Origin of the sequence: Saccharibacillus kuerlensis DSM 22868, from assembly GCF_000378145.1 — a bacterium.
Taxonomy (GTDB): Bacteria; Bacillota; Bacilli; order Paenibacillales; family Paenibacillaceae; genus Saccharibacillus; species Saccharibacillus kuerlensis.
On record NZ_KB899285.1, the window covers coordinates 117310 to 136144 of the forward strand.

Below are 18835 nucleotides of genomic sequence, written 5' to 3' on the forward strand. Positions count from 1 at the left end.
GTTTACCGGGCAAAAGAGGTAATAGATAGCATAAATCGAATGGGTACGAATTCAGCATCGAAAAGACAAGCCGGACGTGACGAACGATCATGAAGGAGGATACACCTGATATGACGAAAAATGGACAAACCCCGCAGGAAAAGACGCTGGATAGCAGCCTTGCCCTGCTCAAAGACGGATATGATTTTATTTTCAAGCGCCGCAGAGAAATGGATTCCGACATTTTCCAAACACGACTGCTCGGGCAGAAAGCGATCTGTATTGGCGGTAAAGAAGCGGCGGAACTGTTTTACGATACGTCGAAGTTCCAGCGTTCCGGAGCGATTCCGAAGCGCATTCAGAAGTCTTTATTCGGTGTGAATGCCATCCAGACGCTGGACGGCGAAGCGCATCGCCATCGCAAAATGATGTTTATGTCGCTGATGTCACGGGAGCGGCTCGACGTCTTCATCGAGCTGCTGGCGGAAGAATGGGAAGCGGCCATTCTTCGGTGGGAAGAGCTTGAGGAAGTTGAACTGTTCGGCGAATCTACGGAACTGCTGTACCGGGCGGCCTGCCGCTGGGCGGGAGTGCCGATAGACGAAGAAACGGTGCGCGCCAAGGCGGAAGATATGAGTGCGATGGTCGAAGCGTTCGGGGCTATAGGGCCTCGGCATGCTGCGGGACGCAGTGCACGGCGGCGGACAGAGGAATGGCTGGAAGGATATATTATGGATCTGCGTGCCGGCGAATTTAAGGTATTTGAAGAAACGGCGGCTTATGCGATGGCATTCCACCGCGATCTGAAAGACCGTGAGCTGGATGCGCGAATGGCGGCGATCGAGCTGATCAATATTCTTCGCCCTATCGTAGCAATCGGATACTATGTCGTATTTAATGCGATGGCGCTGCACCAGTATCCGGAGTACAAGGAGAAACTTGCGGCAGACGAAGGGAAATACCGGCAGTGGTTCGTTCAGGAAACACGCCGTTATTATCCGTTTACGCCGTTCCTTGGCGCTTCGGTCATCCACGACTTTACGTGGAAAGGTCACGAGTTTGAAAAAGGCACAATGGTGCTGCTGGACATATACGGCACGACACATGATCCCAAATTATGGGATGAAGCGGACAAGTTTAAGCCTGAACGGTTCGAGCATTGGGACAGCGGCCCGTTTGACCTGATCCCGCAGGGCGGAGGCGGATACGACGGACACCGCTGCGCGGGTGAATGGCTGACGATTGATGCAATGCGGGTGGCGCTGGAATACCTGGCAAACCGTATCGAGTATGAAGTGCCGGAGCAGGATTTGGACTTGAGCTTGTCGCGGATGCCGGCGCTGCCGGAAAGTCATTTTGTGATGAAAAATGTGCGGCGCAAGCCGGGAGTCGGTGCTTTTTCCGGTGTGTGATCAGTTCAAAGATTGATATCCGAAGAACAAGCGGCAGCAAATCGAACACAAAAAAAGCCTCCGAACTCATTCGGAGGCTCAACGTGTTGAGAAAGTCTTTTTTTGTGAGAATCCAATAAAAGAAAGAGGAAATTCAGTGAAGGAGCGCCAGCGTTCGCCTTTGTGGTGCAAGTTCACCCAAGATCAGGATGTGAACTTGCACCGCTAATCGAGAAAATTCCAATAAAATTTAATCCTTTTTCTTGATTTCAACACGCGACCGGAACGAATTTCCTCTGAAGTCTCTATGGATTCTCTACGGATAGGACTTTCTCGACAGCCTGAGCCTCCGAACTCATTCGGAGGCTCTTTATCTTACGGATCAGATCGATAGTTAAAAAGGTTTAGACCTCGGCTTTGGACGACCGCAGCTCCGCCACCGCCATCTTCAGCTGCTCCATCGCTTGTTCCACGATCGAGCGCGAGCAGGCAACGTTCATACGCATAAATCCTGCGCCTTCGATACCGAACATCGTTCCGTCGTTCAATGCGATACCGGCTTTGTGCAGCAGGAACTGCATCAAGTCCTTGGCTTCCATATTCAGGCCGCGGAAATCGATCCACAGCAGATAGGTCGCTTCCGGCAGCTTAACGGACAGTTCCGGCAGATGCTCTTCAATCTGGCTCTGCACGTACTCCATATTGCCGCGTACGTACGTCAGCAGCTCGTCGAGCCACGGTCCGCCGTGCTTATAAGCCGCTTCCGTCGCAGTTGCGCCGAGCGTATTGATGGAGCCGAGTCCGTGCATTTTGGCAACGGTCCGTTCAAACTTCAGCCGCAGCTTGCGGTTCGGGATAATAATGTTCGATACCGACAATCCGGCCAGGTTGAACGTCTTGCTTGGTGCCGTGCAGACGATACAGTTGTCGCGTGCCGCTTCTGAGATAGAAGCGTACGGCACATGCGATTTGGGTTCGAAGATCAGGTCCGCGTGAATCTCGTCGGCGACGACAAGAACATCGTGCTTCAGACAAAGCTCCGACAGCTTCTCCAGATCGGCACGCGACCAGATGCGTCCGACCGGATTGTGCGGGCTGCAGAGAATAAGCATCTTGACGTCATCCGCAAGCTTGCGGTCCAAGTCTTCAAAATCCATTTCATAGCTGCCCGCCTCGGTGACCTGCAGCGGGTTCATCACCAGCTGCCGTCCGTTTTCACGCACAATATTGTAGAACGGCGGATATACCGGCGTCTGAATTGCGATCTTGTCACCTGGCTGCGTGAATGCTTCTACGGCAAATGCAAGCGCAGGCACAACGCCCGGCGTGAACGTAATCCAATCGGGATCAATACTCCAATTATGCCGCTCCTGCATCCAGCTTACAACCGTATCGAAGTAGGCCGGCGTACGGAACGTGTACCCGAAGATTCCGTGGTCTACCCGCTTGTGCATCGCGTCCAATACTTCCTGCGGGGCAGCAAAGTCCATATCTGCAACCCATAGAGGCAGCGCATTAGGTGCTCCGAACAACTTTTCTCGAGAATCCCATTTCTCGGAAGCGCTCTGCAGACGGTCGATCTGTGTGTGGAAGTCGAAGCGGCTTTTTAACGTCATTTAAACGATTCCTCCTTGTTTCGGCCAGTCTGTCGGGCGTGTCTTCATTGGTATTAGCTTGATTTAAATTTTAAAAAACACGCACCTGCTCAAGCCTTTATCTGACTTATTATGAGGGAGAAATTCTCTTAAAGCAATGTCGTCACATAACAAGATCTGTAAGGGTTTGTTCGGAAAATGTAAAAAAATATACTCATAAAAGCGTTTTATGTAAAATCTATTTACTTTAGCTTGCTTGTTTATATATGATTGAGGAGAATTGAAGCTTTTTGTTCGTGTTTAGGAAGAGTCGAAATGCCAAGAAAACTATTAATTTGTTTAAGGGGGCAACAAATTTTATGAAGCGAAGCAAAGCGAAAAAAAATATCCGTGTCGTACTTGCGGCAGCGGTACTCGTATCGAGCTTATCGCCAATGCTGGGCAGCCGGTCCGCTCAAGCGGCGGAAACGGCAGCATCAAATGGATTCGAACTGCGCATTTTACATACGAACGATACACACGCTCATCTGGATAACGTCGCTCGGCGCGTAACCGCGATCAACACGGAGCGCAATGATCACACACTGCTGCTGGATGCAGGGGACGTATTCTCGGGTACCCTGTATTTCAATCAGTACGGCGGTCTTGCCGATCTGTACTTCATGAACCAGCTCAAATATGATGCGATGGTGTTTGGTAACCACGAATTTGACAAGGGACCGGCCGGACTGGCACCGTTCATCAAGGATGCGAAATTCCCCTTCGTAAGTTCCAATATCGATTTCTCCGCGGATAAAGATCTGTCGGGCTTTGCGAGCACGACAATCGGCGAACCGGCGGCAGACGGTAAGATCTATCCTGCAATTATTAAAGAAATCAACGGCGAAAAGGTCGGCATCATTGGCCTGACGACCAGCGATACGATTGCGCTGTCTTCTCCGGGTGATACCATCCAGTTCAAAGATGCTGTTGAAAGTGCGCAGAAGACGGTTGATCAGCTGACAGCCAAAGGCGTGAACAAGATTATTGCATTGACCCACCTTGGGTACTCCGAAGATATGGAGCTGGCAAAGGGAGTCAAAGGCATCGATATTATTGTTGGCGGACACTCGCATACGAAGCTCGATGAGCCTACTGTTTATGACGGTGGAGACGCTCCTGTCGTAATCGTGCAGACCGGCGAATATGACAAAAATCTTGGCAAGCTGGACGCAAAGTTCGATGACGAAGGCGTACTGACCGAATGGAAAGGTCAACTGATCAGCCTGGATGCCCAAAATGAAGATGAATCTTATGTTATTAAAAGCGACGAAGCTTCGGCGGCCAAGCTGAAAGAATACTCGGCGAAGCTTGAAGAGCTGAAAACGACAGTCATCGGCAAAACCAGCGTTGCTCTGGACGGAGAGCGCAACAGCATCCGCAAGATGGAAACGAATCTGGGTAATCTCATAGCCGATGGTATGCGTGCAAAAGTCGAAAGTATTGTCGAGCTCGGCGATGCCAAAGACTATATCACGATCCAGAATGCAGGCGGTATTCGTGCATCGATCCCTGCCGGCGATATTACGCTTGGCCATCTGCTGACCACAATGCCTTACGGTAATAACCTGAGCGCATTGAAAATGACCGGTGAGGAGATTAAGGCTGCACTGGAAAATGGCGTCAGCGGTGTGGAAACAGGCGAAGGCCGCTTCCCGCAGGTATCCGGTATGAAGTTCACTTATGACTCCACCCGTCCGGGCGAGCAAATCGACTCCGTAACCGGAAATGTTACGCAGGAAGGCTCGCGCGTTACCGATATCCAGATTCTCGGCGAGAACGGCACCTACACACCGATCGATCCGAACGCTTACTACATCGTGGCGACCAACTCGTACATCGCGGCAGGCGGCGACTTCTACCGTTCGATGGAAGCAGCCAAGGAAGACGGACGCTTCTACGAGCTTAATCTGGTCGACTATGAAGTGTTCCGCGAACACCTCGATAGTCTCGGAACCGTGACGCTGAAAACGGAAGGTCGCATTACCGATGCTCCGGGTTCGGCCGACGAAGCCCCTGCAGGAGAGATGCCTTCGGCATCTGTGTTCTCGGATATCGCGGGTAATGCCAATGCAGCTGCAATCGAAGCGGCTCACGCTGCCGGATTCGTAAATGGATACGCGAACGGTACGTTCCGTCCGGCAGCGAGCGTGACTCGTGCCGAATTCGTAACGATGCTCGGTCGTGCGGTTGGCGCCGAAGGCGACGCTTCGCAGCACAGCTATACCGATAGTGTCCCGGCTTGGGCAGCATCTTACATTTCCGGTCTGGAAGCGCAGGATCTTCTCGGCAGCTTCAAGAACGAAGTCTTCAATTCACAGCAGGCTGTAACAAATGCCGAAGCGATCGAATTGATTGCATTGGCTGCAAAAGTAGAGCCGTCGACGATCCAGACAAGCGGCACAGCCCAAGCGCAGATCAAACGCGGTGAACTAGTCAGCCTGATCGTGAAACATCTGATTCAGGGCTGATCGGACTCTTAAGCAGCGATAGAATAGAACGTAACGCTAGTCAAGCATGTTGTTCAAACGATCTGCCTCCATTGAGGAGGCAGATCGTTTTTTTGTAGGAACCGCGGCAGTGGCAATACGAGTCTCATTTTGCATCGTCGCAGGATTTTTTGTAAGGTATACAGAGGGAGTAGGAAAAGATGGAAAATGAAAAGGAGGAGAATTCATTCATGCATAAATCGAACCACAAGAGCTCTCGTAAACGTATTTTGATTCTGGCTGCAGCCGCTCTGCTCGCTGCACCAGCCTTAAGCCTACCTAACGCCAGTGCGGCGCCTGCCCTTTCCGCTTCGACGGATTCGTCTTCTTCGAGCGCTCCTGCGACCCAGCCTCTGCCGGAACCTGCGGACTGGACTGTCCCGGAACCTACCGACTGGACGGTTCCGGAGCCCACGGACTGGACGGTCCCAGAACCTACAGATTGGACACTCCCGGAACCTTCTGCTCCAGCAGTAGACGCAGCGGAAACAGTCGTGCCGCCGGCAGCAGACCCAGCGCCTGCGTCACCTAAACCCGCAGCCTCGTCTCCGGGAACTCCAGCGGTCAAGGAGCCTTTCTACGATATCGCCAAAGATCCGAACCGCGAGGCGATCATGATGCTTTATAATGAAGGAATCGTCAAAGCGGCCAAAGACCGCAAGTTCCGTCCCAAAGCGGAAATTGGACGAGCTGACTTCAGTGTCATTCTCGGCCGCGCCATGAATGCAAAAGGAAGCATCTTCGATGTGTATTTCAAAGATCCGATTCCGGATTGGGCTATTCGGTACGTTGGCGGCCTGTCGGCTGCCGGAATTTACGGCGGTTATCTAGAGGGTATTAATTTTGGATCGAAACAGCCGGTTACACGAGCAGAGGCAGTCGCAATGGTTGCTCGTGCCGCCCATTTGGAATCGCAGCCTCTTCCGGAAGGACTTGGCGGAGTCGGCAATATTCCACTCTGGGCGCTCGACGATGTAGGAGCCGCTTATGCGGCCGGCCTGATTGAAGTAACGAGCACAGGAACGCTGAATCCGAACAAGAAAGTAACACGCAGCGAGATGGCAGCCATGATCGCGCCGCTCGTTGAGGCTCAAGCCTTTATGACTCCGTTTACCCTGGAAGAGGATATTACACTGCCTTAAGTATTCTAGAATATGTTTGTTAGCGAATAAATTTGATAGCTCGGCAGCATGTATGATCGCATGAGCAGTCCAAAAACGCTATCTCCTCCGGGAGACAATAAGGCTGTCGAGAAAGTCTCGACAGCCTTTCTTTATGTTTTATTAGTTAAAAGGCTTCGGCAGATGTTCCTTAATCTGGTTCTGGAGGGAAACAGAGTATTATTTGCATATGGTAAAGCGGGTCGGTATTTTGTGAAGAAGTTTTATTTTAATAGCACTGGTTAAGTAGGAGAAGATAGCTTTTAATCGTTTTTGTTCCTGTTTTGATTCGATTGGTTTATTGAAGCGGTTAAGAAGTTGTCCAATATTTTTATACAGGAGGTAATAAAGAATGAAACTATTCAATTCGAAAAAGAGCATTCGTACCTCACTGGCGGCTGCAGTTCTTGTAGCAGGTCTGACACCGGCATGGGGTGGATCTTCCGTACAGGCGGCTGAAAATAGTGACGGTATTTCCAGCGTACTTAATTCTGATCAAGCAGAGACGATTCCACCGGGTGCTACAGCTTTCACAGATGTCGAGGGTAACGAGAACCAAGAGGAGATTGAAGCCGCATTCGAGGCTGGTCTCATCAAAGGCTATAGCGATGGCACATTCCGTCCATCTGCAAGCTTGACTCGCGCCGAGTTCGTGACTCTGCTCGGACGTGCACTGGATGTTGAAGGCGATCCTTCGCAGCATCCATATAACGATAAGGTGCCGATGTGGGCAGCGCCTTATGTAGCGGGACTTGAACAGCGGAATCTGCTCGGCAGCTTTGCAGATGACGAAATGTTCCATCCGAATCAGGAAGTGACGAATCAGGAAGCGGTCGAATTAATTGCACTGGCAGCGGATGTGAATGTGTGGATAGTCGGAACACCGGGCACCGCGTCTGATCCAATTACACGCGGTGAACTGACCGCTCTGATGGTCGAGCATTTGTTGCGCTAAGCAAGTCCGTTTGTTTGGATAACAAGCAGAGTTCACGCTCGAATCTTAATTAGGAAGTCCGTCTCTTTCGAGAGACGGACTTTTTTGTATGGCTTGCATAGCTTTTTTCGAAAAGGTTTTATATAATCATATTCATAAAGTAAAGCGGTTACAAAACGAGTGAACATCAGCAAAATCCAAAGGGGGCAGAACAGAAAATGACGTATAAAGACGCATCGAAACCGGCAGTAGATCGTGTGAGTGACCTGCTTGAACAAATGACGCTGGAAGAAAAAATCGCTCAGCTTACTTCGGCACGGACCGGAAGCATGATCTCAGACGTGGAGAATTTTTTGTTCTCTGCGCAGCTGACACGCCAAAATGTTCCTCACGGCTGCGGCTATATTGGACGGATCGGCGGCGCGACGGATCTGCTCCCGGCGGAAATGGCGCGTGCCATGAACACGATTCAAAGGCATTTCGTCGAAGAGACGCGTCTCGGTATTCCGGTCCTGTTCATGACCGAAGCGACGTCGGGTGTACTCAGCCGGAATCATACGCTGTTTCCGCAAAATATCGGTGCCGGCGCTATGTTCGATGAAGAACCGATACGCCGGATGGCTGATGCCATGCGCCGCGAGATGATCGCCACCGGCGAACGTTGGGCGCTCGGTCCGGTCGTCGACGTGATTCGCGATCACCGCTACGGCCGTTACGAGGAGTCATTCGGCGAAGATGTCTATCTGGTCAGCCAATACGGCTCGGCTTATGTACAGGGACTGCAGTCGAATGACCTAACGCAGGGAATTATCGCGACGCTCAAACATTTCGTAGCCCAGGGAATCAGCGACGGAGGACGCAACTGCGGGCCGGTACATATTACAGACCGCGAGCTGCTGGACGGCTACGCCGTTCCGTTTGAAGCGGCGATTCGCGATGCGGGTGCGCTGTCGATCATGGCGGCCTATCATGAGATTGACCAGATCCCGGTGCACGCATCTTCTCACATCCTGCGGAATCTTCTTCAGGACAAATTGGGTTTTGAAGGACTCACCGTCTCCGACGGCAACGGAATTCAGCTGATTCAGTCGTTCCAGGAATACTGCGAGACCCAAGAAGAAGCGGTGAAGCTGGCGTTGGAAGCGGGCATCGAGTGCGAGCTGGACTTCATGTTCGAGAAATATTTGAAAGGGCTTGTGGAAAAAGGAGAAGTGAAAATCGAACTCGTCGATTCGGCTGTACGTAAAGTGCTGGATCTGAAGTTCCGTCTTGGCTTGTTCGACAACCCTTACGTGGACGAAGCGGTCGTAGACTCATCGGTCTGCACGCCGGATATGGTGGAATTGTCGAAAGAGATGGCGCTGCGCAGCATGACGCTGCTGAAGAACGAAGACGGCATTTTGCCTCTGAATCCTTCTTACAAAAAGGTGGCCGTAATCGGACCGCTCGCTCATGTGAAGGAATTCGGCTACAGCGACTATTCTTACCCGGCCCATATCGAAGATATGTATTATCACTCAGAAGGGCTGACGGAAGAAGAAGTGCTGGCACGGACACTCTTTTTCAAGAAAAAGGATACCCGCTATGAAGACCTGTATCATCAGAATATGCCGACTGTTTACGAAGCTTTGAAAAATGCGCTTCCAGAGGTGGAAGTCGTCTATGCGGCGGGGATCAAGGATACGACCGATTATAACGGCGACGCGGACTTTTACCAGATTGAATCCGCGGTTGAACAGGCGGTAGACGCCGACGTGATTATCGCCGTATGCGGCGATACGAGCGGTATGGGACGTGAGAACGACAGCGGTGAATCGACGGACCGTGTAGAAATCTGTCTTTCCCATGAACAGAAGAGACTGCTGCGGGCCTTAAAAGAAACCGGCCGTCCGGTCGTGCTGGTCTTGTGCAACGCCCGTCCGCTGGAACTGCTGGAGGAAAGTCAATCGATGAACGCAATCCTCGAAGCCTGGAAGCCGGGCATGAAGGGGGCGGAGGCGATCGCGGAAACGTTGACCGGCGTCTACAACCCGGGCGGCAAGCTTTCTGTTACGCTTCCTAAAGCACTTGGACAGCTGCCGGTACACTACTCGCAGCTCGCGACCGGGCATAAGCAGTTCTGGCGCGGCAAATATTTGGAGATGGACTTGGCGCCGCTGTATCCGTTCGGCTACGGGTTGAGCTACACAATTTTTGAAGCGGAGAATGTGCAGTTTGAGCAGACGGTGGACGGCATCGCGGTCACGGCAGACATAACGAATACGGGAGAGCGCGAAGGCGATCAGGTCGTGCAGATTTATGTGCGGAAAAAGTACGCCAGCGTGCTTCAACCGGAGCGCGAGTTGAAGGCCTATAAACGTGTGAGCATCCCGGCGGGAGGCCGCGTCGCGCTGCAATTCGACATTGCCTATGATTCGCTCGGCTACCATGACCGCGACATGCAGCTGGTGCTGGAGAATGTTCAGCTCGACGTTATGCTCGGATTTTCGTCGCAGGATATTCGGGCGGAAGAAATGTTTAAGCTGGACTTTGAGGATGGTAAAAGGGAGATTGCGCGGAGAGTGTTCAGGAATGGAGCAGTCATCAAATAAACGAGAGCAAAAAATCAACAAGAATAAATGAACGAAAACTGAATCGAAAAACAAGTCGAAAAACAAGTGGAGAAATGAATAAAAATAGAAAGAAGACGCCCTTATCGAGAGATAAGCGGCGTCTATTCTCTTCGTAGAACCGATAGGATTGGATTGTAGTTGATCGATCGCAGTAACCAGCTGGCCGAAATCAAAAGTTAGCCGACAAACAGCGATTCTGCTCCATCAATATGAATGACCGCGCCGCTGATATGATCCGACTCCTCGGAAGAAAGGAACAGGACCAGGTTGGCAACCTGCTCCGGTTTGCCATTGCCTTCCGGAAGCGGAACGGTGCCTTCCGGGTACTCGACCGGTTTTGTTTTCATGGTTTCCGCTTCTGGTTCTTTCTCTTCGCTGCTAAAAATGTTCGTGTCGATCGTACCCGGAGCGACGACATTAACACGAATATTCGATGGTGCCAGTTCGAACGCGGCCATCTGACCGAACGCAGCGATCGACGCTTTGGATGTGCTGTAGGCGGAGAAGCCTTTTTGTGAAAACACGCGGGTTCCGCTGAGCGAGCTGGTCAGAACGATGCTGCCTTTGCCGTTTTCTTTTAGATACGGAATCGCGTATTTGACACTGGTAAACGTTCCTTTGACGTTGTTCGTAATCGTCTCGTCCCATTCGTCGTCTTCGATCGATTCGATCGGACCGACAACGCCGAGGATGCCTGCATTGGCAAACAAAGTGTCGATTTTACCGTAGGTAGAGACGACCTGTTCCAGCGCTTCGCGATATTGGGCGGGAGCGGAAATATCGACGGTCAGCGCCAAGGCTTGGCCTCCGGCGGCTTCGATCTCAGCGCGGACGCTCTCGACAAACTGTGAATCGCGATCGATCAGGGCGACTGATGCACCTTCTTCGGCCAAACGCATGGCGGCAGCGCGTCCGATTCCGGCGCCAGCACCGGTAACGACCGATACTTTTCCTTGCATTCTTGGAGAGTTGGACATGGTAGACACTCCTTCGATTGAGTTTGAGTATAGTTACCCGTTCAATAAAGGGCAAATCATGTTCAAGTGGAAGGATGTGGGAAGAGGCTGGGAGTAGGCAAAATTTTAGTAATGGCTCTTAGAGGAAGTTATTCTGTGCAAATGAAGGGTAAATAAATTTTAACATAGGGTAAGGAGACACGCAGTTGTTTGCAAAAAGGTTAACGATTGAATGATATCTATTGTCAGGCCAATGTCAGGGAATATACAGTATACTGGGAATATTGCTTGCTCAGGTCGTTTTTATACATTTTCTAGTTGGTTATTATGCTGCTGCCGTTTGTTTATTTGCCACTACTGCCTTACGGTTCGGAGGAATGATCATGTCGTTAGTCTTTTCCTTTTTAAAGAAGTACCGCACTGCCTCGCTTTTGGCGCTGCTGATGATGGTCATTGAGCTTACCGTCGAACTGGCGCAGCCCTATCTGATCTCGAAGATCATCGATGACGGCATTGTGAACTCGGATCTTGGCGTTGTCTGGATGTGGGGAGCTGTCCTGGTCGGAGGATCTATCGTCGCATTTGGAGCGGGTGTGGCCAGTTCGTTTCTCGCTTCCTTTGCAAGTCAGGGATTCGCCAGCGATCTGCGGGAGACGCTGTATGATAAGGTGCAGTCGTTCTCGTACTCCGTATTCAGCCGCTTTGCCACGTCTTCGCTGATTACGCGGATGACTGGTGATGTGACGATGCTTCAGGATACGGTATTTATGAGCTTGAGATTTATGACCCGGGTGCCGCTGGTCGTAATCGGCAGCGTCGTGATGGCGATGATTGTCAATTTCAAGCTGGGTCTGCTGCTGGCGCTGACCGTGCCGCTGCTGCTCGTGTTCGTTATGTGGATCATGCGCCGGGCAGGCGGAATGTTTAAGAACGTTCAGCGCCGGCTCGATAAAGTGAACAGTGTCATCCAGGAAAACTTAACAGGAATTCGCTTGATTCGCGTCTTCGTGCGGATGAAGCACGAGAACAATCGTTTTGCCGCTTCAAGCGGTAAGCTGATGAAAAATACGGTGTCGGCGCTGCGTCTGACCGAGACCACAATGCCGTTTATTATGCTCGTGATGAATGCTGCCATTGTCGCCGTGTTATGGTTCGGCCGCGCGGATATTGCGGCAGGCGGCGCCAGCGTCGGCGAAGTGGTCGCTGTTGCCAACTATGCGCTGCGTACGATCGGCGCACTGTCCGCTTTCTCCTGGATCGCGGTTACATTCTCGCGAGCGGGTGCATCCGCGCAGCGCGTAAGCGAGGTGCTCGATACGCAGAGCGGCGAATTTGAACAGAAGAACGCCTTTGGCCGTGAAAGCGGTGCATCGGCTGCCGCTTTTGCCGAAGCCAAGGACGCCGAAGAACGACAGATTTTCGGCCAAGCATCCCTTTCCGCAGCTGAAGCCGCTGAAACTTCTGCTCCGTCCGGCGGCGCTTCGATCATCCAAGGAACGGTCGAGTTTCAACATGTTTCGTTCAAATATCCGACCAGCGATATCAAAGTGCTGGAAGACATTTCGTTCAAGATCGAGGCGGGAAAACGAATAGCAATTATGGGCGCCACCGGTTCGGGCAAGTCGTCGCTTGTACAGCTTATTCCGCATTTGTACGATCGCGATAAAGGCGGGATTCTGATCGACGGACGCAGCATCGACGAGTGGGATACGAATCTGCTGCGCCGCAGCATCGGTTATGTACCACAGGAGGTACTGCTGTTTACCGGATCGATTCGCGAAAATATCGCTTGGGGCCGGGAAGACGCGACGCTCGAAGAAATTATGCAGGCGGCCCGAATTGCCCAGATCCACGATACGGTGGAGAAGCTGCCAAACGGGTACAATACCCAGCTCGGACAGCGGGGCGTCAATCTGTCTGGCGGACAGAAGCAGCGGCTGTCGATCGCCAGAGCGCTGGTGCGTCGTCCATCGATTCTGATTCTCGACGACAGTACAAGCGCATTGGATTTGGCCACCGAAGCGAGATTGCTTGGGGCATTGGAAGATATCTCGTGTACAACATTTCTCATTACCCAGAAGATCAGCTCTACCGAGGCGGCGGACCTGATTCTGCTGCTGGATGAGGGACGACTGATTGAAAGCGGTACGCATCACGAATTAATGAAAAACTCGAAGCTGTACCGTCATATTTACGAATCTCAATCTGAAAAGGGGGAAGCGCTGCATGCCTAAGTCCAATGCGCTGACCGAGCCTTTCCTGCAGCCCCGTCCGGCGGTAATCAAAGATCCGTCGAAGGCAAGCGGTGAATACAAGCAGAAAAAGCGGGCCAAAAACGTCTCCGGTACTCTGAGCCGCATCTGGAAGTATCTAGCCCGTCGCAAACTGAAGCTTGGACTCGTACTGTTCATGGTGCTGATCAGCTCGGCACTGGCGCTGCTCGGCCCGTATATGATCGGGATCGCGGTCGACAACTATTTGAGCGGCGAAGGCACGTTTTGGGGAATGGGCTGGGTTCGCTTCCTGATCGTGCTCGGTGTCGTTTACTTTCTGGGACCCATTACCATGTTTCTGCAAAGCGTGTGGATGATCGAAATTGCACAGGAGACGGTGTACCGGATGCGCGTCGATCTGTTCTCTCATCTGCACAAGCTTCCTATCCCGTTCTTTGGCAAACGCCAACAGGGGGAGCTGATGAGCCGGGTTACGAACGATATGGAGAACGTCAGCGCTACGCTGAACAGTTCCGCCATTCAAATCTTTTCCAGTATTCTGATTCTGTTCGGTACGCTGGGTGTCATGCTGAGTCTCAGTCCGCTGCTCACGCTGCTGACCTTTATCGTAGTCCCGCTGATGGCAATCGGCATGAGATGGATTACGCGGCGCACAGGGCCTCTGTTCAAAGAACGTCAGAGCAATTTGGGCGACTTGAACGGTTACATCGAGGAGACGCTGTCGGGTCAGCGCATTATCAAAGCTTTTTCCCAAGAAGATCGGGTCAAGCAGGAATTTGCGGTGCGCAATGAGCGTATCCGGCTGTCCGGTTTCTGGGCGCAGACGATCTCCGGCATGATTCCGAAATTGATGAACAGCCTGAACAACCTCAGCTTCGCTCTGGTCGCCGGACTCGGCGGTATTCTGGCAATCAACGGGCAGGTTACGATCGGTGTAATCATTATCTTCGTCGAATACGCACGCCAGTTCACTCGTCCGCTGAACGATCTGGCCAACCAGTGGAACACGCTGCTGTCTGCAATTGCCGGTGCGGAGCGGGTATTTGAGATTATGGACGAAGAAGTGGAGAACAAGGATGAAGGCAAAGCCGTAAAGCTTGATCATGTCGAAGGCGAAGTCAAATTCGAACATGTCTCATTCGGCTATGACGAAGGACGCAGCATATTGTCTGATATCTCGTTTGAAGCAAAGCCTGGTGAGACGATCGCCCTGGTCGGTCCGACCGGTGCGGGCAAGACGACATTGATTCAGCTGCTGTCGCGCTTTTACGATACGAGCAGCGGTAAGATTACGATCGACGGGCAGGAGATCGGAACGATCCAGCGGGAAAACCTGCGTTCCCACATGGCGTTCGTGCTTCAGGATACATTCCTGTTCGAAGGCACAATCCGCGAGAACATCCGCTACGGGCGTCTTGACGCAACGGACGAGGAGATCGAAGAGGCCGCCAAGCTGGCCAACGCGCATTCGTTTATCGTTCGGCTGGAAGACGGTTACGACAAGAAGCTGACGAACGGCGGCAGCGGCATCAGCCAGGGGCAGAAGCAGCTGCTTGCGATTGCCCGGGCGATGCTCGCCGATCCGGCGATCCTTGTACTTGATGAAGCAACCAGCAGCATCGATACCGTGACGGAGATCAAGATCCAGCAGGGTCTTCAGCGCCTGATGAAAGGACGGACCAGCTTCGTTATCGCCCACCGTCTGAATACAATCCGTCAGGCCGATCAGATTCTGGTCCTGAAGGACGGCGGCCTGCTCGAACACGGCTCGCACGAAGAGCTGCTGGAGCAGGGCGGTTTCTACAGCGGTCTGTACAACGGTCTGTACAACGGACAGGATATGCAGGAAGAAGCGGGAGACTAAGGTTGATATAAGACATTTTTGGATAAAAGGCATTCGTTCACCCATGTTAAAATGAGTGAACGAATGCCTTTTTTTGTGCAGATTTATAAAGAATGTATGAAGTTTTCGAAGTCAGAGGGAGAAGAACCTAGAATAAAGGCAAGGAGACGATACAAAGTGAAGGATAAAACGAGAAATGAGGCAGACGGAAGAGGACGTCTGCTGATTGTCGAAGACGATCCGGGAATCGGCCGGGTAGTGACCGACCATCTGCGTCGGGAAGGCTACTTCGTCACCTGGGCAACAACGGGACTGGAATGTTGGGAAGACTTTTGCAGGGAAGAATACGATCTGATTCTGGTCGATCTGATGCTGCCGGAGATGGATGGCTATACGCTCTGCAAAAATATCCGGCTCAAAAGCGATGTGCCGCTGCTCATCATGAGTGCGAGAAGTGAAGACGACAGCAAAGTACGGGCTTTTGGGCTTGGAGCGGACGACTATATGACCAAGCCTTTCAGCTTGACCGAAATTGCGCTGCGTGTAGATGTCCATTTACGAAAGTTTAGGAAGTACATGGGCGGCAGCGAAGAGGACAAATCCGGCGTACTGTCTTTTCGCGGCGGATTGAAGATCGATCGGGGGAATCGCCTAGCCCTGTTGGACGGAGAGCCGCTGAACCTGACAGGCAAGGAGTGGGCGCTGCTTGAACTGCTCTCCGCTCATCCGGGACGAGCATTCGGTAAGCCCGAACTGTACGAGCATGTCTGGCAGCAGGCGGACGCGGAAGGCAGCAATACCGTGACGGTACACATCAAGAGCCTGCGTACCAAGCTTAGCGACAGTACCCGGGCTCCCCGCTTTGTACAGACGGTGTGGGGAAGCGGCTACCGCTTTATCGGTGAAGCCGAATGAAGCTGCGGACCTGGCTGCTGATCGCTTTCCTTGCCTTGATGCTGCTCCCGCTCGCAGCAGGCATCGTCTTTTACCAGTTAATAGGGAAATTAGATGCGGAGCGTTCATTTACTGATTATATGGCCGTATCGAACCGGATCGCACAGGTAGAGTCCATCGTCAGGCAGCCCAAATTGTACCGGAGCTTTAGAGAGGCGGATTACAAAGAACTGGATGAACAGGTGGACGACTCGCTGCGAATCGAATTATTCACCCCTAAGGGAACTGTGCTCTATTCTTCAATGGAGGGCAGTGAGCACTATGCCGTTCCCCTAATGAACCGAAACTTGTATGCCGAATTGTACGAATTGCAGATCAATCCGAGAAGCTATGTCAAAAAAGAACCGGTATTCGAGAACGGCGAAATGGTCGGCCTTTACGAGATTACCGCCGCTCGAGGGGAATGGCAGGAAAACATCAGGCAGCGGACGATGATGGTTGGGTCGGTACTAGGGCTGTTCATTTTGCTGCTCTACATGGTGATGCTGCTGCTCATTCGTCGTAAGCTTATTCGTCCAATGCAGCTGCTGATTGACAGAATGAACGCCTTCGCTTCCGGAGAGCCGATCACGACAGCCGATTATCGAAGCTCCGACGAGATGGGCCGCCTAATGAAACATTTTACAGATATGCAGCAAACGATTGAGGCTTCCCGACAGGAACTGGAACGCAAGCAGCAGGAGAAAGCATTCATGATCTCTGCCCTGTCGCACGATCTGAAGACACCGCTGACTTCCATCCGGGCGTATGCTGAAGGATTGGACAGCCAGCTGCTGGATGAACGGGAAGAGGGTGAGTATCGGAGGCAGCTGATCGCCCAGGCCGACCGGATGCATGGCATGCTGGACGATTTAAGTTTATATGCTGTGCTTGAAAAGGGCGGGGATGAGGAACAAAAGGTTGAAGTCGAGGCCGAAGAATTTCTAGAGATGCTGCTGGAAGGTTATGGAGCATTGGCGATGTCACGGGATGTCCGGCTGGAGACCGAAATATCGGTTTCCGGCGGTCGCCTGAGCGTCGATCCTCAGCTGATGATGCGCATGATGGATAATCTGGTCGGTAACGCCGTTCGGCATACCCCGGTAGGCGGGCGTCTGATTTTGGGTGCCATGTCGGCATCTCGGCAGCTGCCTGCGTGGCTGTTTCCACCTTTTGCGGACGGAGTCCGGCAGCTCTGTGGCGCAGAGTCCGAAGATGTGCTGCTGCTGGTTCAGAACGAGGGTGAGCCGGTGCCGGAAGAGCTGCTGAACCGGCTGTTCGAGCCCTTCTATCAGGGGAACGCCTCAAGAAGTCTGGCCGGCGCAGGAAGTTTCGGTCTTGGACTTACGATCGCAAGTCGGATTGTCCGGCGTCATGGCGGGGAGATTAAACTTTTTTCAGAGGAAAACTATGGAACATTGGTTGTGTGCAGACTACAGGGTATCGAAACGAAGCAGCAGACGATAGAAGAATGGTACGAAGAAAGCCTGTAGAGACATTAAGAAAGGGAGATGCGAAATGAAGAAGAGCAGATTTTCAAACGAAAAGTCGAAGGCTGCCGCTCTGCTGGGCGGAATCCTCGTAGCAGGCGCTGTACTGGCCGGCTGCGGTGAAACAGGAAATGCACTGGCCTATACGGAGGCAGAAATCGTGGAAAGAGCGGTCTCGGAAAATACAGCGCCGTTTTCCTATTATGCGGAAGCCGAAATGACGCTGTATGACGGAGAGAAGATGATGGAGTCGATGCGGATAAAAGAATGGTATAACGCAGACAGCGGCAGTATCCGTAACGAGGTGAAAAGTGGGAATAACACCAGCATCTCGGTCAACGATGGTAAGCAGGTAACCGTTTATGAACAGGAACAAAATCTGGTGTACAGAATGGATGCAGGAGGGACCGGAAGAGAGGCTGTCTCGCATAAGGATAAAATCGTCGCTCAGTTTGAGCGTATGCGTGATAGCCACTCGATCGAAACGGTAGGCAAAGAAAAGTGGCTGAACAAGGATGTTTACCATATCAAAGCCGTACCGAATGAAGAAAAAAAGAACACACTGGTCGGCGTACAGGAATATTGGATCGATGCGCAAAATTGGATGATCGTTAAATCGAGTGCGAGCTCGGGCGATACCCGGACGGAATTCGCTTATACATTAATCGACGAGTCGCCAGCATTTGACCAAGAGACGTTCGAAATTGATATCCCCGCAGATGCCGAAATGGTATCGCTTGACGAGATGGGGCCGAAGCAGATAACGCTGGAGGAAGCCGAAACGGCAATTGGACAGCCTTTTCTGCAGCTGCCGGAAAGCACATTCAAGCAAACGGAAGTGACGCTGTTCGAAGGCACAGGGGAGCTGGCGCGAAAAGAAATCAGCTTGACTTACCTTGAAGAGGGCGGAACGCCAATTAGTCTCAGTTTGTTTGAATCGCCTGAGGACGCTGGGAAAAGTGAACTTGGCGAAAAGGTAACAGTAAGAGGTGTGGAAGGCTATTACATGGAAGAGATCAGCAGTCTGACTTGGGATGAGAATGGACTGCGCTACAGTCTAATGATCATGCCGCTGGACCGCGAGGTCAGTCTCGACCATCTGATGGAGTTGGCTAATCAGCTGGAGATGAAGTAAGCGAGGAGGATACAGCGTTTTGACAGGCACATGACCAGCTTGGTG

12 protein-coding genes are annotated in these 18835 nt (G+C 52.1%); 10 read left to right on the forward strand and 2 right to left on the reverse strand.

The features are described 5' to 3' along the window. The first annotated feature begins 110 nt into the window (after positions 1 to 110). Complete coding sequence (gene cypC, locus F456_RS0111545; RefSeq protein WP_018977190.1) at positions 111 to 1391, forward strand: CYP152 family fatty-acid peroxygenase CypC; 1281 nt, start codon at positions 111 to 113, stop codon at positions 1389 to 1391. 383 nt (positions 1392 to 1774) lie between these two features. Here the strand turns inward: cypC and F456_RS0111550 are convergent, their stop codons facing one another. Then, positions 1775 to 2986, reverse strand: a complete 1212-nt coding sequence (locus F456_RS0111550) for a MalY/PatB family protein (RefSeq protein WP_018977191.1) — start codon at positions 2984 to 2986, stop codon at positions 1775 to 1777. 338 nt (positions 2987 to 3324) lie between these two features. Between F456_RS0111550 and F456_RS0111555 the strand changes: the two genes are divergently transcribed. The 4 genes from F456_RS0111555 (at position 3325) to F456_RS0111570 (ending at position 10178) form a co-directional block, all read left to right on the forward strand. Then, the gene (locus F456_RS0111555) at positions 3325 to 5475 is read left to right on the forward strand and encodes a 5'-nucleotidase C-terminal domain-containing protein (protein ID WP_018977192.1); all 2151 of its coding nucleotides are present in this window, start codon (positions 3325 to 3327) and stop codon (positions 5473 to 5475) included. Between the two features lie 209 nt (positions 5476 to 5684). Then, positions 5685 to 6635, forward strand: coding sequence for an S-layer homology domain-containing protein (locus F456_RS0111560; RefSeq protein ID WP_169577840.1), 951 nt, complete (start codon positions 5685 to 5687; stop codon positions 6633 to 6635). A 370-nt stretch (positions 6636 to 7005) separates the two neighbouring features. Next, positions 7006 to 7608, forward strand: coding sequence for an S-layer homology domain-containing protein (locus F456_RS0111565; RefSeq protein ID WP_018977194.1), 603 nt, complete (start codon positions 7006 to 7008; stop codon positions 7606 to 7608). 197 nt (positions 7609 to 7805) lie between these two features. Beyond that, positions 7806 to 10178, forward strand: a complete 2373-nt coding sequence (locus F456_RS0111570) for a glycoside hydrolase family 3 N-terminal domain-containing protein (RefSeq protein WP_018977195.1) — start codon at positions 7806 to 7808, stop codon at positions 10176 to 10178. A 197-nt stretch (positions 10179 to 10375) separates the two neighbouring features. Here F456_RS0111570 and F456_RS0111575 read toward each other — a convergent pair whose 3' ends face one another. Next, entirely contained in the window at positions 10376 to 11176 is an 801-nt protein-coding gene (locus F456_RS0111575; RefSeq protein WP_018977196.1) for an SDR family oxidoreductase, read from the reverse strand. 362 nt (positions 11177 to 11538) lie between these two features. On the opposite strand from F456_RS0111575, the gene F456_RS0111585 reads away from it, so the two are divergent. From F456_RS0111585 to F456_RS0111605, 5 genes are all read left to right on the forward strand, one after another. Next, positions 11539 to 13389, forward strand: coding sequence for an ABC transporter ATP-binding protein (locus F456_RS0111585; RefSeq protein WP_018977198.1), 1851 nt, complete (start codon positions 11539 to 11541; stop codon positions 13387 to 13389). Further along, positions 13382 to 15253 carry an ABC transporter ATP-binding protein gene (locus tag F456_RS0111590; protein WP_018977199.1) on the forward strand — a complete coding sequence of 624 codons (1872 nt, stop codon included), beginning with the start codon at positions 13382 to 13384 and terminating at the stop codon, positions 15251 to 15253. Before F456_RS0111585 ends, F456_RS0111590 begins: the two co-directional genes overlap by 8 nt. 156 nt (positions 15254 to 15409) lie before the next feature. Beyond that, positions 15410 to 16147, forward strand: a complete 738-nt coding sequence (locus F456_RS0111595) for a response regulator transcription factor (protein ID WP_018977200.1) — start codon at positions 15410 to 15412, stop codon at positions 16145 to 16147. Continuing rightward, positions 16144 to 17658, forward strand: coding sequence for a sensor histidine kinase (locus F456_RS0111600; RefSeq protein ID WP_018977201.1), 1515 nt, complete (start codon positions 16144 to 16146; stop codon positions 17656 to 17658). Before F456_RS0111595 ends, F456_RS0111600 begins: the two co-directional genes overlap by 4 nt. Positions 17659 to 17683: 25 nt before the next feature. Next, a complete protein-coding gene (locus F456_RS0111605) occupies positions 17684 to 18790 on the forward strand; it encodes a LolA family protein (RefSeq protein ID WP_018977202.1) in 1107 nt (368 codons plus the stop codon). Positions 18791 to 18835: the final 45 nt, after the last annotated feature.